Genomic DNA, 13,844 nt, shown 5'->3' with positions numbered 1-13,844 from the left:
CGGAATGGGCGCCATAAGCCGCCTCCGGCATATTCTCGGTGATTTGACCCTGTAATCGCAAAATATCGCTCCGCTTCCGCCAGAAAGCTTGGTTTCGGCCTTGTCCGCCGATTCCGTTAACAAGGCTCCCCGCAAATATAGGGATTTCTCGAGGAATTGCGCCCTCCTCCCCCATTTATGGGGGAGGTGTCGCCCCGGACCTGATCCGGGGTGACGGAGGGGGCGAAGGCCCCCATCGACCGCTTCGCGGCCACTTCCCCCGTAAACGGGGGAAGAAGGAGAGAGCCCTCGAAATCGCCGCCCAAACCTCCTATTTAGGAACCAGCATTAGAGTGAGCCTTATGACCGTTACCGAAGCCAATACAGATTCTGGCCCTGTCACCGTATCCGCCCGCGCCGCCAAGCGCATCGCCGCGATCCTGTCGAAGGAGCCCGCAGGCGCCATGCTGCGCGTCGCGGTCGAGGGCGGCGGCTGCTCCGGCTTTCAGTACAAGTTCGATATTGTGAAGAACCGCGAGACGGACGACCTCGTCCTCGACGCGGACGGATATTCCGTACTCGTCGATTCCATTTCCGTCGAATACATGAATGGCTCGGTCATCGACTTTTCCGACGAGTTGATCGGCGCGGCGTTCAAGATTGAAAACCCGAACGCTACGGCGGCTTGCGGCTGCGGGACGAGCTTTTCGCTTTGACGCGATTGTTAAAAACCCTTTCTGATTTGAACGCAATGTCTATGCGGCCTTATCAGCTCTTCTTTGATTGGCAACTTGATCGGAAACTCAAAAAGCTTTCTGAAAAAGAAGCAGGCTTAGTCTTGGCGTTGTTAATCGACATGCGAAACAAGGCCATATCCGACGCAAACTGCGATATATTTGAATCAATCAGCTCCTTTCGCACCCAATTGAATCAAAATCGAAAAGAAGCTTTGCAAATATGGCCATATATTAGGCGAGATGGGAGTAATCGTTTTCTCGATATCGCTTCAAGAATTTTTATGGGCCTAACTCAATCACGCGATGAGCGCCTTTCAAGAGTGTGGAGCCAACTCACCAAGAGCGTAGACCTTGTTCCAGAATGCGCACGCGATTGGGAGCAAAAGCACAACGAACTACTTAGAATTTACGACTACAAAAAAGTTCCAACCGGCATCGTGCTTGAAAACGCCTACCCGGCCTAGAAACATCTCGCATTGCAGGCGTTTGCTGATTCAAATTCGTTCCGCCGATGGTTATAGTGGACCGAAATGGCTATCCTCTCCCCATAAATCACGAGGGAGACGAAACATGCGGAACATTTTGATGACGGGCGTTGCGGCGCTGGCGGCGAGTTGGGTCGTGGCGGCCTGCACGGCGGCGGACAAAGAGGGCAGCGACGCGCAAGCCGCGCTTGAGGGAGCCAACAAGACCAAAGCGCTATACTGCATGGATCTTCTTTTTAACCAGAAGAACATCGACGCCGCGCGCACCGAATGCTGGGGCGAGACCTATATCCAGCACAACCCTTACGCCCCTGACGGACCGGAAGCCTTATTCGCCTTCTTGACGCCGTTCTTCGAAGCGAACCCCGATCTGCGGATTGATGTAAAACGCGTCGCGACCGAAGGCGATCTCGTCTGGATTCATTACAACAACAAGCCGACGCCGGATTCCCTCGGCATGGCGGTTGTCGATATTCTGCGCATGGAAGACGGCAAGTTCGTCGAGCACTGGGATGTGGTGCAGCAGGTCCCGGAAGAATCCGCCAACGACAACACGATGTTCTGACGGGCTACTGGTTCGCCGCTGAAATGATCGGCGCGAGATCGCTCCAGTGTTTTTCAAGAGCGTCTTTCATCTCGCGATAGCCATTGGCGACAGCGACGTCGTATTTCTTCCAGTCGCGCAGTTCGACGCCGGGGACCGCCGGCGTCACCATAATGTCGGCGGGACGCGGCGTTTCAGTATGTTCGCGGCGCGCCGTCGCTGAACGCATCAACAGGGAAATGATCGGCGGCGCCGCGCCGAAACCATTATTGGCGACCCACGAAAAAAATCCCGGCGGATCGCGAAACGCTTCGATGTCGATCATCCCTTCGCGCGCCACATCGACGCCGATGGTCAGGCCGCGATGGGTTGTCGTCATGATGTCGGTCGGAAAATTGTTCACCACGGCGCCATCGACGAGAAGCGCGTGATCATCGATCACCGGCGGCAAGATGCCGGGCAAGGCGATGGAGGCGCGCAGCGCGTTGCGCACCAGCCCCTGATTGTGAATGCGCGCGGCGCCGTTGATGATGTCCGACGAAACGCAGAGAAACGGCGTCTGAAGATTTTCGATCAGCGCGTCTGCGAAATGCTTTTCGAGCCGGGTCTCAACGCGCCCGCCCCGGGTCAGCGCCACCACCGGCAGGACATGATCGCCAAGCGGGTTCGACGCGACGAAAGCCTCACGAATGCGGCTATCCGTCTCCTCCTGCGACCAGCCCATAGCGACGCAGGCCGCAACCACCGCGCCCATGGAGGCGCCGCAGAGGAAATCAATCGGCACGCCCGCCTCGCGCATGGCTTTGACGGCGCCGATATGGGCGTAAGCGCGCGCGCCGCCGCCAGACAGGACAAGCCCGATGGACTTGCCCGAGATGATCCGCGCCAGCCGGTCGATACAGGCGTCATTGTGAATATTGATGACGCGCGAGGCGCCGATCGCCTCCATCCATTCGGCCGTTTTGCCGCTATGGGTTCCCTCATGCAGCATGACGAGATCGACAAGACGGAACTTGCGCGCCCGCGCGCCGTCCTCCGCCGTTAAGGGAAAGGGTTTCGAAGGACGGCTGTCGCGCCGCGCCAGCACCAGGAACCGGTCGGCATGCCGCAGGACGAAACGGTACCAAGGGCTGTGATCGACCCGCGCCGCCAGCAGCACTACATCATGGGCGTTTTCGACAAGATCGAACGCGTTGGTTTCCGGCGGTTCATCCGTACAGGGAAAATGCGTGACATTGACTTTGTATTTCGCGATGCGTTTCGCCAGCTCCCTCACCCGCGCATCGACATCGATAGAAGGCGATGTGGCGATCAGCGCGAAAATGCGCGGCGCCGATTGCTGAAAACTCGCCTGGGGGTGGCGCGATCTCGCCAGCACCACACGCGCCAGCGCCGCGGCGAAATCGCCATGGGCCTCGATAAGGCGGTCAACCTCCTCGCGGGTGATCGACAACAGCTCCGTGTCGCGCAGCGCAAAGACGCTCGCCGAATGCGGCTCGCCCGAGAGCAGCGACATCTCGCCAACGGGTTCTCCGCCGCGCACATAGCCCACAACCTCGTCTACGCCTTCATGGTTTTCGCGCACGACGATCAGGCGGCCAGTCAGATTGATATGAAGCGCGTCGGAGGCGGAGCCTTGGGCGTAAAGCTCCCAACCGCCCGCAAGCGAGAGCCATTGGCTCGCCTCTGCGATATCGTTGATCGTCGCAGCGGAAAGGCCGGCGAAAAACGGAAGATTACGAAGGCGCGCGCGGACATCATCCATAAGCCGCGATCTAGCTTGTTTTGAGAAGCCGCGCCAGCGGGCGAATGGCGGCGGCTAGTTCAGCTTTTTCGTAGCGCCGGGCGTTTTCGGCGCCTCGGCCTTGTCCGGCTTTGCGCCAGGCAGCGGGGCGACCTGTACGCCCTCTTCGACAAGCGCTTTCACATCCTCGCCGGAGGCTTCGCCGTAAATGCCGCGCTCTTCGGTTTCGCCATAATGAATTTTGCGCGCTTCCTCGGGAAACTTGTCGCCCACATAATCGAAATTCTTCTCGACATAGTCGCGCGCGCGCGCGACAGCGCTGGCCAGATCCTTATGGATAGCAGCGAGCCTCGCCGTGCGGGGACCATCGCGGCGAGCGACAGCCGGCGCCATCACCGCCTTGCGGACCTCCTCAGAGCCACAGCTCGGGCAATCGATCAGCCCTTTTTCCGATTGAAAATCATAATCGGCGCTGTCACGGAACCAGCCTTCGAATTCGTGGTCGTCGTCGCAAATCAAACAGTACTTAATCATGTTTCTAAAATGGCCAGTTTGAAGGATTGTTCAAGAGCGAGATTAGGGATGCGCTGGCGGGCTTGCCAGACGGCCGAAGGATCAATCTCTGCAAGAATAACGCCGGGCTCGTCCCCCGGCGCTTCGGTGAGGACGTCGCCCCACGGGCCGATGATCAGGGAATGGCCATAGGTCTCTCGCCCATCCTCATGTGTCCCGCCCTGGGCCGGGGCGATGACAAAGGACCCGGTCTCGATCGCCCGCGCGGTGAGCAGCGTCTTCCAGTGGGCCTCGCCCGTCTGCCGGGTGAAGGCCGCAGGCACACAAAGGACTTCCGCCCCGGCTTGCGCCAATTGCCGATATAAATGCGGGAAACGCACGTCATAACAGATGGTTAGGCCTAATTTCGCAAGCGGCGTCTCGGCCATCACAGCCTCTTCGCCGGGCCGGTACACATTGGATTCCTTCCAGCTTTCGCCATTGGGAAGGTCCACATCGAACATATGCAGCTTGTCATATCGGGCGGTGATGGACCCGTCCGGGGCGAACAGAAAAGCGCGATTGGCGGCCCGCCGCTCCTCAAGCTTCACCGCCATGGAGCCGATCAGCAGCCAGGCCCCGTGGGCCTTCGCCGCCTCTGAAAATGTCGCGATTTCGGAAAGGCCGTCTTCCTCCGGCAGGTTTTCAAAAAGCCGTGAAGCCTTGCGGTCGACCACATTGGTCATCTCGGGCGTGGCGATAAACCGCGCACCCTTGCCCGCCGCCTCCGCGATCAGATCGCAGGCGTCAGCGGCGTTCGCCGCCCGGTCGAGGCCCGAGCGCATCTGAACGCAGGCCGCAAGAAATGGGGTCCGATCAGCCATTCAATAGGGCGTCCAGCTTGCCGGCGCGGTCGAGCGCGGCGAGATCGTCATAACCGCCCACATGAGTGTCGCCGATAAAGATCTGCGGATAGGTCGTCTTGCCATTGGACTTCGCCAGCATCTCCTTGCGCTTGTCCGGATCATAGGCGGCGGAAATTTCCTGCGGCTTCACACCCTTCTTGTCGAGCAGCGAGAGCGCCCGGAAACAATAAGGACATAGGGGTTTCGTGTAGACGACGACTTCTTTCATTTCAGCTCCGCAATTCTTCTTTCACGTCCGGTAATGCCAACAAGGCGCTATATGGCCCCGATCCCGCCTTTGACAACGCGCGCCAAGACCAGCGCATCGACTTGTGAAGCGCCTGCGCGTTTCAGCGCCCGCGCCGCAGCGGACAAGGTTGCGCCGGTTGTTAGCACATCGTCAACAAGCACCACATGGGCGCCACGGAATCGATCACGCGCCTTGTCATCACGAACACCGAAAGCGCCGGAAACGTTGCGTTTTCGTCCCTCGGCAGAGAGATCTTTTTGCGGCGGCGTCGCGCGGCGGCGCACAAGGCCGTCAATGCACAGATTGGCGCCCGTCTCTTTCGCCACAGACCGCGCGAGGAGCGCCGACTGATTGAAACGCCGTTCACGCAGCCGCTGGGGGTGCAGCGGCACCGGGGCGAGAATGGAGGATTTGGTCATCATCCCTTCTCCCGCCCTTGCCATCCAGCGCCCGAACATGCTGGCCAGCTCCGTGCGATCGCCATGCTTGAAGCCGACGATCAGGCTATGGGAGGCGTCGTCATACACAAGCGCCGCGCGCGCATGCACAAAATCCGGCGATGCGGCGATGCACGCCGGACACTCCACCTCCGCGCCGTAATCCGCCGCGAAAGGAACGCCGCAGCGCGCGCAGTAAGGCGTTTCAATGAAATGCGCCGCGCCCCATGCGCGCGCGCCAAGCGCATCGGCGGAGCCGGTTTCCTCCCGCGTCACCGGGCAATGAGGCGGCATAGCGAGATCGAGCGCTTTTTGCGCCGCGCCTTTGCTCCAGGAACCGAGCCGGGTGAAGATTTGCGGTTTCACGTGCGATAGACTAACGCCCCGGCCAGAAGAGAACCAGTGACGCTGATGACCGCCCCGCCGCAGATTTTCGATCGCCCACTTTACGCCCGCCGCCGCGCGCGCGCCGCGACAGGCTTCGCCGCGTTCGATTTCCTCCACCGCCGCGCCATGGAAGACGTCGTCGACCGGCTCGAAAGCGTGAACCGGCGCTTTCCCCTCGCAGCCTTTGACGGCGCCGGCGCCCTGACCGCGATGCTGACGCCCGATTGCGGCGTTGATGAAGCGGTCTGTTTCGATCTCGCGCCAACGCGGCTGTCTGCAACTGGGCTTCGTCTCGCCGCCGATGCGGAGGCGCTGCCGTTCAGGCCGGAAAGCCTCGACTTGTTTGTCAGTATACTGACGCTTCATACGGCGAATGATCTCGTCGGCGCCCTCGCCCAGGCGCGGATGGCCCTTAAACCCGACGGTCTTTTTATCGCAGCCGCTTTCGGTGAGGAAACGCTTAGCGCCCTGCGCGCTTCCTTTTACCGGGCGGAAGCGGAGATCACCGGCGGGGCCTCGGCGCGCATTGCGCCTTTTGCGGGCGTCAAGGATTACGGCGCCGCCTTGCAGCGGGCCGGTTTCGCGTTGCCGGTCGCAGACATCGACAAAGTCAGCGTTAAATATGACGACCCTCTGAAACTCTTAAAAGACCTGCGCGGCATGGGTGAAACGCGGGCGCTGAAAACAAAAGCGGCGCCCTTGCGCCGCGACGTCATTTTGCGGGCCATGGCCCTGTTTGCGGAAACCGGCGGAACGGAGCGATTTGAAATCGTCTATCTCACCGGATGGGCGCCCCATCAGAGCCAGCAAAAACCGCTCAAACCAGGATCGGCCCAAGTCTCATTGAAGGACGCCATCAAGGGCGCGTCCTGAAGCCACTATTCAGATCAGCTTCCCGCGTCATCCATAGCGGTGCCGATATCGTCATAGACACCGCTCGCCGATGAGGAATAAGCGCGGAGCGCCGAGACGATACCGAGAAAGATCAGGGCGACAATCAGCCCGTATTCGATCGCCGTGGCGCCCGATTCGCAATCGCGAAAGGCCTTTACCCGCCGGCGTACGCCCCGCAATGGCGAAGCCTCAAAATTCCAGAATTGCGCCATCACAACAAGTCCCTTAGCTGCGCCGCCAGAGGGCGATCCGCTGGCGGCATCTCCATCCGGGTCAAACCTTCCGGCCTGACCCAGCGAAGCTCCTGCCCTTCCATCGGCGTCGGCGCGCCCTCCCACTTCCGGCAGACATATAGGGGCATCAAAAGGTGAAATTCCCCTAAAGCCTCGGACGCAAAGGCCGCCGGCGCCAGGCAAGACGCCTCTGTTTCTATGGCAAGCTCTTCCTTTAACTCACGCACCAATGCCGCTTCCGGCGTCTCGCCTTCTGCGAGTTTACCGCCCGGAAATTCCCATAGTCCCGCATGGGCCTTTCCTTCGGGCCGGCGCGCCATCAGGACCTTTCCGTCCCGGTCGATGAGCGCGCAAGCCGCAACGAGCAACAGCTTCGCCATAATCTTGCCTTAATTGTTACGTGAGGGGATTTAACAGAACGCTGGTTCAATCGCTAAAATTTTAAACATTGCGGCGCCCATAAACTGGTTAAAGCGCGTTTACGGTCCGGTCTCTTCGCTCGCATCCGGCTCGCCATCCTGTTCGCCACTTTTTTCAGTGGGCAGCGTGAACTCGGGATCGTCAAGCGGCGGATCGGACAGATCCGGCGGCGCGGCGCTCGGCGTCTCATCTTCCTCTTTCGGACGGAAATAGACGACCTGGCTCTTTTTCTCCAGATCACGCAGGGAGGATTCAATCGTCCTCATACGGAGGAAATTCTCGATCGGCGCACGCACGCGCGAAAACGGCACGGCGCTGGTGGCGCGACGGTCAACCACCTCAAGGATGTGCCAGCCAAACTCGGTCTGGAAAGGCGCAGCAAGCTCGCCTGGCGTCGCTGAGAAAGCGGCGTTTGAAAAAACCGGGGTCATCATCCCCCTGGTGAACCAGCCCACCTCGCCGCCCAGAGGGGCCGTGGCGCGGTCAAGTGAGCGTTCTTTCGCCAGCGCAGAGAAATCCGCGCCGCCTTTCAGCAAGGCGACCACTTCCTCCGCCTCCTCGCCGGTGGCGACCAGAATATGGCGCGCGCGCACTTCGTCGCCAAGGCGCGTCACATCGGATTGCGAGCGGTACAGCCGCTCCACCGCTTCGGGGGTGACCGTGTCTCGCAATTGCGCGTCCATATAGGCGGCGGCGAGCACGCGGTCTCGGGCGGCGTTGACCTTTCGGGCGACGGTGGGGCTGCGCTGGAGCCCGTCATCGAGCGCCGCCCGGGCGAGAAGCCGCTGTTCCACGTAGGATTCAACAAGCTCACGTTCAAAGGCGTTGCCGGGGGTCAGGGTTTCGTCTGGCCTCAAAAATCCGCCCGCCCGCGCCGACGCTTCAATCTCGGAAAGATGGACATAGCGCCCGTCAATGCGCGCTAGGATCGGGTCGTCTTCGTCCACCGGGGCCCGGGCCGAGGACGCGCCCGCGGCGTCAAGCGACGGGACGGAGCGCAGGAGATCGATCATCCACAAGCCGCAGACCATCAAAAAGGCGCCGAAGAGTGACGAATAGGCGCGCCCTGTGCGGGTCGGCAGCCAGGCGATCAGCCCGCGAAAGGCCGTGAGCGCTATCCCGCCCACATAAGCGAGCCCCGCGAGGGTCTGGCGCGCCAACAGCTTCACCGCCCGCCAGAGAGCCGAATCCAGGGCCGCAGCCACCCGCCATGTGGTGATGGAGAATTTGGCGATCGCCCGTGCGACAATGACGACGCCGGCCCAGATCAGTCTCGCCAGCCAAACGGTCCCCGCGAACAGCGGCCGCCATACGGCGCCCGCGGCTGCAGCGGCGGCCGAGCCTCGTTTTTCCGTGTCGAACTGTTTACCGTCCGGCGTTTCCATCCTGTTCCGCTCTGTGCGCCCCGGTCCTAGTCCCATTCGTTGACAGGGCCAAAGGCGCTCACTATCTCTCCGGCGCGCCCGTCGCGGCGCTGCAAATCCAACCTGGCCGATGAAAGGCGCGCCCCGCGCTGGTCTCACGTGGGCGCTCACCGCCTTTTCACCGCAGCACGAAGGCTAATGTCCTCATGGCGCTACTCGGTATCGCAAAAAAAATCTTCGGCTCTTCCAATGACCGCCGCCTCAAGCCTTTATTCCGCCGGGTGGAAGCGATCAATGCGCTTGAAGACGAACTCTCCAAGCTGACTGATGATGGCCTGATTGCTCAGACTGAAAAGTTAAAACAGCGCTATAAGGACGGAGAATCTCTCAACGATTTGCTCGAAGAGGCCTTTGCGACCGCCCGTGAGGGCGCCAAACGGGCTCTTGGCCAGCGCCATTACGACGTCCAGATGGTGGGCGGCATGGTGCTGCATCTGGGCGATATCGCCGAAATGAAGACCGGCGAGGGTAAAACCCTTGTGGCGACCCTGCCCGTCTATCTGAATGCTCTGACGGGCCGCGGCGTCCATGTGGTCACGGTCAACGACTATCTCGCCAGCCGCGACGCGGAATGGATGGGCCGGGTCTACACCCAGCTCGGTATGACCACCGGCTGCATCACCCACGGCCTCAGCGACGAAGAACGCCGGGCGGCCTATGCCTGTGACATCACCTACGGCACCAATAACGAATTCGGCTTTGACTATCTGCGCGACAACATGAAGTCGTCGCTCGATCAGATGGTCCAGCGCGGCCACCATTACGCGATTGTCGACGAGGTTGATTCGATCCTGATCGACGAAGCGCGCACGCCGCTGATCATCTCGGGCCCGACTGACGACAAGTCCGAACTCTACATCACCATCGACGCGCTGATCCCGCAGCTGACCGAAGATGATTACGAGATCGACGAGAAACAACGCTCAGTCACGCTGACCGAAGAAGGCAACGAAAAGATCGAAGGGCTTTTGAAAGAAGCCGGCCTGCTTCAGGGCGACAATCTTTATGACTCGGTCAACATCTCTCTCGTCCACCATGTCAATCAGGCGCTCAAAGCGCACAAAACATTCCAGCGCGACAAGGATTACATTGTCCGCAATGACAAGGTGACGATCATCGACGAGTTCACCGGCCGCATGATGGAAGGCCGGCGCTGGTCGGACGGGCTTCATCAGGCGACAGAGGCGAAAGAAAAAGTTCAGATCCAGCCGGAGAACCAGACCCTCGCCTCGATCACGTTCCAGAATTATTTCCGCCTCTATGAAAAGCTCGCCGGCATGACCGGGACGGCGCTCACCGAAGAAGCTGAATTCGCCGACATCTATAAGCTCAACGTCAACGAAATTCCGACGAACAGACCGATCGCCCGCATCGATATGGATGACGAGCTCTACATGACGGCGGACGAAAAATACAAAGCCATCGCGCTGGAAATCGCCGATTGCGTGAAGCGCGGCCAGCCGGTGCTGGTCGGCACCGTCTCTATCGAAAAATCGGAATATCTCTCCAATCTTTTGAGCGACAAGAAATTCTACAAGGACCTCGCCAAAACCCTGCGCGAACGCGCCGCCAATCTCAAAGAGAAAGAGGCCGAGCTCAAGACCAAGATGGAGAGCCAAGCGGCCTATCTGTCGGAACTTGGAGATCGCAAGGATCCGATCCCGCATAATGTTTTGAATGCGCGCTACCACGAACAGGAAGCCGAGATCGTCGCCCAGGCCGGCGCGCCCGGCGCCGTCACCATCGCCACCAACATGGCCGGCCGCGGCACCGACATTCAGCTCGGCGGTTCCGTCGACATGCAACTGATGGCGTCGCTTGAAGAAGGCGATGACGAAGAGACGATCAAGCGCAAGCGCACCGAGATCGAAGCCAAGATTGCCGCCGACAAGCAGAAGGCGCTGGACGCCGGCGGCCTTTTCGTGCTGGCGACGGAACGCCATGAAAGCCGCCGCATCGACAATCAGCTGCGCGGCCGCTCAGGCCGTCAGGGCGACCCGGGCACCACCAAATTCTTCATCTCCGTCGAAGACGACCTGATGCGGATTTTCGGCGACGGCATGGAAAAGATGTTGAAGCGCTTCGGCATCCGGCCGGACGAGTCCATCGAACACCCCTGGTTCACCAAGGCGGTGGAGACGGCGCAGAAAAAAGTCGAACAGCGCAATTACGACATGCGCAAAAACGTTCTCAAATTCGACGACGTCATCAATGACCAGCGCAAGGCGATCTTTGAGCAGCGCATTGAATTCATGTCCACGGATACGGTGGATGACATTATCGGCGACATGCGCAACCAGCTCGTCGACGATCTTGTCGCAGCGCATATGCCGCCGAAATCCTACGCCGAACAATGGGACGTCGAGGGCCTGAAAAAAGACCTTCAGGAGATCTTCGGCAAAGACATGCCCATAGACGAATGGGCGAAGGAAGAAGGTGTCGCGGACAGCGAAATCGCCGACCGCCTCGTCGAGGAGACCGGCCGGATCGCCGGCGCGCGCGCTGCAGAGGTCGGTCCCGACATGATGCGCCGCATCGAAAAGGCGATCCTCCTCAATGTTCTCGACACCAACTGGCGCGAGCATTTGCAGATGCTTGACCATCTGCGCTCGGTGATCTGGCTGCGCGGCCACGGCCAGCGCGATCCGGTGAACGAATTCAAAACGGAAGCCTTCGCCCTTTTCGAAAGCCTTCTTGATGGCTTGCGCCGCGACGTCACACGCATGTTGATGCATGTGCAGGTGCGCGCGCCGGAACAGGCTTTGCCGGAACGCCGCGAGATTCCAATGACGGAAACGCACGTCAACCCGACAACGGGTGAGAATGAAATGGCGGCGGTGGATCCGCGCTCGCGCCTCTCAGCCGGCATCGGCACCATGAAAGGCGTCGCCCGCACCAAAGGCGTCGATCCGAACGATCCGGAGACCTGGGGACGCGTGCCACGCAACGGCCCCTGCCCCTGCGGCTCAGGCAAAAAATACAAACATTGCCACGGATCGATTTAAGCGCGCGCCTTATTTGCGGAAGTCGACGGGCTTTTCCAGTCCGACAATAGCCTCGCCGATGTCGTCCATGCGTTTCGAAAGCAGCGCCTGCGCATAGTAAAGGCCACGATTGTAATAGGCGCCGCCGATTTTCTCCGTAAAAAAATCGAGCAGGAAACCAGCGTCAAAGGCGCTGGCATCCAACTCAAGCTCATCGCGGAGATAGATCTGGATCGCCGCAACAATCTCTTCGCGTTCTTCTTTTGAAAACGCGATTTCGCTCATCAATCCATCTTTCGTTTCATCGCCGCCGCAATGTCAGGAAGCGCCTGCGCATTTGACAGATATTGAGGTTCGGCCCGCGCCAGCGTCTTTTGCTCAAACGCATAGCCGTAGGACAGCACGGCTGCATCGCTGTCTTTGGCGCCGATAATGGAAAACCCGACGGGAACGCCGCGCACCGTGCCCATGGGCACGGTCAGATGCGGATAGCCGGCGATCGCGGCGAGCGTTCCGGCCCCGACGCCGCCGGGCCAGACATCGCCATTAATCGGATCAACGCGCGGCGACGGCGGCCGCGACGGCGAGACAAGAATGTCAACGTCATATTGCGCCAGCATCGCATCGATGCCGTCCGGACCGGACGCTCTTTGAACATCGTCACGAGCGGAAATATATTCCGGATCGTCAAGACCGCCCTTTTCCGCCGACGCTTCAAAGATGCTCTGATCGAACAGCGCCAGCTCCACATCCGCATGCGCTTCATTGAAGGCGATGAGATCGTCGAGCGTGCGCGCCGTCACCGCCGGCGCGGCGTCGGCGAGATATGCGTTGAGCGAAGACTTGAATTCATAATACAGCACCGTACGGCTTTTCGGCCCGCTATTCTCTGTCGCCGGTTCGAACGCGTCGATATCGACCAATATGGCGCCACCCGCCTCCATCGCATCGAGCGCAGCGTTGAACAGTTCGATAACCTCCCCGTTGTCGCCTTGCGCATAACGCAAGACCCCGATCCGCAATCCGTTCAGGGACTGCAAATCGAGGGCGGCGACATAATCGACCGCAGCCTCCCCGTCAGCCATGGCGTTGAGCATCATCGCGGCGCCTGTCACCGTTTTCGTCATGGGACCGGCCGTATCCTGCGACGGCGAGATCGGCACGATATATTGCTGGGAGACAAGTCCGACTGTCGGTTTGAAGCCGACGACGCCATTTATGGAAGACGGACAGATAATCGAGCCATTGGTCTCAGTGCCGACGGCGCCCGCGCCGAGCGACGCGGCGATGGCCGCGCCTGACCCCGAACTGGAGCCGCAAGGATTGCGGTCGAGCATATGCGGGTTCTTCACCTGCCCGCCCAGCGCCGACCAGCCGCTCATGGAATGGCGCGAGCGGAAATTCGCCCACTGGCTCAGATTGGTCTTGCCGAGAATGATGGCGCCTTCAGCGCGCAAGCCAGCGGCGAGCGGTGAGTCGCGGCCTGTCACATTATCTTTGAGCGCCAAGGCGCCGGCGGTCGTCGCCATCGGATCGGCGGTCTCAATATTGTCTTTCAACAGCACCGGCACGCCATGCAGCGCCCCCAGCTTTTCGCCCGCCTGTTTTTTCGCGTCGGCTGCGCGCGCATCCTCCAGCGCATTCGGATTGAGCGCCAGCACGCTTTGCAATGTCGGACCGGCCCAATCGACCGCTTCTATGCGGGCGATGTACGCTTTCGTCGCTTCTTCCGAACTCACATCGCCAGCCTTTATCGCGGCGGCGAGTTCAGGAAGCGTCATCGCAACAAGACCTTCCGCTGCGTAACTTTCAGGCGCGGCCTCCTTCGCAGTTCGTTGTCCAGCCAATTCCACTGGCGACTGGGCGGTTTCCTGCGAACAGGCGGCAAGCGCCAGCGCCGAGACGGCGCAGGTCAATATAGTCCTCATT

General features: G+C 60.2%; 15 protein-coding genes. 5 read left to right on the top strand and 10 right to left on the bottom strand.

Annotated features, from left to right (window positions below; all coding sequences use genetic code 11):
* Nucleotides 1-341 precede the first annotated feature (341 nt).
* The 3 genes from ACFOOP_RS10485 to ACFOOP_RS10475 all read left to right on the top strand — a co-directional run bounded on the left by ACFOOP_RS10485 (nt 342) and on the right by ACFOOP_RS10475 (nt 1,766).
* Complete coding sequence (locus ACFOOP_RS10485; protein WP_379880902.1) at nt 342-695, top strand: HesB/IscA family protein; 354 nt, start codon at nt 342-344, stop codon at nt 693-695.
* A complete protein-coding gene (locus tag ACFOOP_RS10480; RefSeq protein ID WP_379880901.1) occupies nt 692-1,180 on the top strand; it encodes a hypothetical protein in 489 nt (162 codons plus the stop codon). Before ACFOOP_RS10485 ends, ACFOOP_RS10480 begins: the two co-directional genes overlap by 4 nt.
* Nucleotides 1,181-1,286: 106 nt before the next feature.
* Nucleotides 1,287-1,766: a nuclear transport factor 2 family protein gene (locus tag ACFOOP_RS10475; RefSeq protein WP_379880900.1), complete on the top strand. Its 480-nt coding sequence runs from the start codon at nt 1,287-1,289 to the stop codon at nt 1,764-1,766.
* A gap of 4 nt (nt 1,767-1,770) precedes the next feature.
* Here ACFOOP_RS10475 and ACFOOP_RS10470 read toward each other — a convergent pair whose 3' ends face one another.
* Genes ACFOOP_RS10470 through ACFOOP_RS10450 form a run of 5 tightly spaced genes read right to left on the bottom strand, consistent with a single transcriptional unit; the run spans nt 1,771 to nt 5,939 of the window.
* Nucleotides 1,771-3,510 (bottom strand): patatin-like phospholipase family protein, encoded by a 1,740-nt coding sequence (locus tag ACFOOP_RS10470; RefSeq protein ID WP_379880899.1) that lies wholly within the window; start codon nt 3,508-3,510, stop codon nt 1,771-1,773.
* 54 nt (nt 3,511-3,564) lie between these two features.
* A complete protein-coding gene (locus ACFOOP_RS10465) occupies nt 3,565-4,023 on the bottom strand; it encodes a DUF1178 family protein (RefSeq protein ID WP_379880898.1) in 459 nt (152 codons plus the stop codon).
* Complete coding sequence (locus tag ACFOOP_RS10460; protein ID WP_379880897.1) at nt 4,020-4,865, bottom strand: carbon-nitrogen hydrolase family protein; 846 nt, start codon at nt 4,863-4,865, stop codon at nt 4,020-4,022. Before ACFOOP_RS10460 ends, ACFOOP_RS10465 begins: the two co-directional genes overlap by 4 nt.
* A complete protein-coding gene (gene grxC, locus ACFOOP_RS10455) occupies nt 4,858-5,115 on the bottom strand; it encodes a glutaredoxin 3 (RefSeq protein ID WP_379880896.1) in 258 nt (85 codons plus the stop codon). Before grxC ends, ACFOOP_RS10460 begins: the two co-directional genes overlap by 8 nt.
* Nucleotides 5,116-5,162: 47 nt before the next feature.
* The gene (locus tag ACFOOP_RS10450) at nt 5,163-5,939 is read right to left on the bottom strand and encodes a ComFC family protein (RefSeq protein WP_379880895.1); all 777 of its coding nucleotides are present in this window, start codon (nt 5,937-5,939) and stop codon (nt 5,163-5,165) included.
* 45 nt (nt 5,940-5,984) lie between these two features.
* Between ACFOOP_RS10450 and ACFOOP_RS10445 the strand changes: the two genes are divergently transcribed.
* Complete coding sequence (locus tag ACFOOP_RS10445; protein ID WP_379881551.1) at nt 5,985-6,833, top strand: methyltransferase domain-containing protein; 849 nt, start codon at nt 5,985-5,987, stop codon at nt 6,831-6,833.
* 14 nt (nt 6,834-6,847) lie between these two features.
* Here ACFOOP_RS10445 and ACFOOP_RS10440 read toward each other — a convergent pair whose 3' ends face one another.
* The 3 genes from ACFOOP_RS10440 to ACFOOP_RS10430 all read right to left on the bottom strand — a co-directional run bounded on the left by ACFOOP_RS10440 (nt 6,848) and on the right by ACFOOP_RS10430 (nt 8,892).
* Nucleotides 6,848-7,066 carry a Flp family type IVb pilin gene (locus ACFOOP_RS10440; protein ID WP_379881550.1) on the bottom strand — a complete coding sequence of 73 codons (219 nt, stop codon included), beginning with the start codon at nt 7,064-7,066 and terminating at the stop codon, nt 6,848-6,850.
* The gene (locus ACFOOP_RS10435) at nt 7,066-7,467 is read right to left on the bottom strand and encodes a (deoxy)nucleoside triphosphate pyrophosphohydrolase (RefSeq protein ID WP_379880894.1); all 402 of its coding nucleotides are present in this window, start codon (nt 7,465-7,467) and stop codon (nt 7,066-7,068) included. Before ACFOOP_RS10435 ends, ACFOOP_RS10440 begins: the two co-directional genes overlap by 1 nt.
* Nucleotides 7,468-7,566: 99 nt before the next feature.
* A complete protein-coding gene (locus tag ACFOOP_RS10430) occupies nt 7,567-8,892 on the bottom strand; it encodes a peptidylprolyl isomerase (protein WP_379880893.1) in 1,326 nt (441 codons plus the stop codon).
* 185 nt (nt 8,893-9,077) lie between these two features.
* Between ACFOOP_RS10430 and secA the strand changes: the two genes are divergently transcribed.
* Nucleotides 9,078-11,936: a preprotein translocase subunit SecA gene (gene secA / locus ACFOOP_RS10425; protein WP_379880892.1), complete on the top strand. Its 2,859-nt coding sequence runs from the start codon at nt 9,078-9,080 to the stop codon at nt 11,934-11,936.
* 9 nt (nt 11,937-11,945) lie between these two features.
* Here secA and ACFOOP_RS10420 read toward each other — a convergent pair whose 3' ends face one another.
* Both ACFOOP_RS10420 and ACFOOP_RS10415 read right to left on the bottom strand, forming a co-directional pair.
* Nucleotides 11,946-12,200 carry a DUF2164 domain-containing protein gene (locus ACFOOP_RS10420; RefSeq protein WP_379880891.1) on the bottom strand — a complete coding sequence of 85 codons (255 nt, stop codon included), beginning with the start codon at nt 12,198-12,200 and terminating at the stop codon, nt 11,946-11,948.
* Nucleotides 12,200-13,843 (bottom strand): amidase, encoded by a 1,644-nt coding sequence (locus ACFOOP_RS10415; protein WP_379880890.1) that lies wholly within the window; start codon nt 13,841-13,843, stop codon nt 12,200-12,202. The genes ACFOOP_RS10420 and ACFOOP_RS10415 overlap by 1 nt, the downstream gene beginning before the upstream one ends.
* Nucleotide 13,844 lies beyond the last annotated feature (1 nt).

This window comes from Hyphococcus aureus, from assembly GCF_042643165.1.
GTDB classification, from domain to species: domain Bacteria; phylum Pseudomonadota; class Alphaproteobacteria; order Caulobacterales; family Parvularculaceae; genus Hyphococcus; species Hyphococcus aureus.
Note: the sequence above shows the minus strand (reverse complement) of the source record. Positions and strands in the feature narration are given on the sequence as shown.

Excerpts from the sequence above, each read along its gene's own strand:
- ACFOOP_RS10435 (WP_379880894.1), bottom strand. The coding sequence starts at position 7,467 with ATGGCGAAGCTGTTGCTCGTTGCGGCTTGCGCGCTCATCGACCGGGAC.
- ACFOOP_RS10465 (WP_379880898.1), bottom strand. The coding sequence starts at position 4,023 with ATGATTAAGTACTGTTTGATTTGCGACGACGACCACGAATTCGAAGGC.
- ACFOOP_RS10420 (WP_379880891.1), bottom strand. The coding sequence starts at position 12,200 with ATGAGCGAAATCGCGTTTTCAAAAGAAGAACGCGAAGAGATTGTTGCG.
- ACFOOP_RS10475 (WP_379880900.1), top strand. The coding sequence starts at position 1,287 with ATGCGGAACATTTTGATGACGGGCGTTGCGGCGCTGGCGGCGAGTTGG.
- grxC (WP_379880896.1), bottom strand. The coding sequence starts at position 5,115 with ATGAAAGAAGTCGTCGTCTACACGAAACCCCTATGTCCTTATTGTTTC.
- ACFOOP_RS10460 (WP_379880897.1), bottom strand. The coding sequence starts at position 4,865 with ATGGCTGATCGGACCCCATTTCTTGCGGCCTGCGTTCAGATGCGCTCG.
- secA (WP_379880892.1), top strand. The coding sequence starts at position 9,078 with ATGGCGCTACTCGGTATCGCAAAAAAAATCTTCGGCTCTTCCAATGAC.
- ACFOOP_RS10470 (WP_379880899.1), bottom strand. The coding sequence starts at position 3,510 with ATGGATGATGTCCGCGCGCGCCTTCGTAATCTTCCGTTTTTCGCCGGC.
- ACFOOP_RS10485 (WP_379880902.1), top strand. The coding sequence starts at position 342 with ATGACCGTTACCGAAGCCAATACAGATTCTGGCCCTGTCACCGTATCC.
- ACFOOP_RS10445 (WP_379881551.1), top strand. The coding sequence starts at position 5,985 with ATGACCGCCCCGCCGCAGATTTTCGATCGCCCACTTTACGCCCGCCGC.
- ACFOOP_RS10430 (WP_379880893.1), bottom strand. The coding sequence starts at position 8,892 with ATGGAAACGCCGGACGGTAAACAGTTCGACACGGAAAAACGAGGCTCG.
- ACFOOP_RS10415 (WP_379880890.1), bottom strand. The coding sequence starts at position 13,843 with ATGAGGACTATATTGACCTGCGCCGTCTCGGCGCTGGCGCTTGCCGCC.
- ACFOOP_RS10440 (WP_379881550.1), bottom strand. The coding sequence starts at position 7,066 with ATGGCGCAATTCTGGAATTTTGAGGCTTCGCCATTGCGGGGCGTACGC.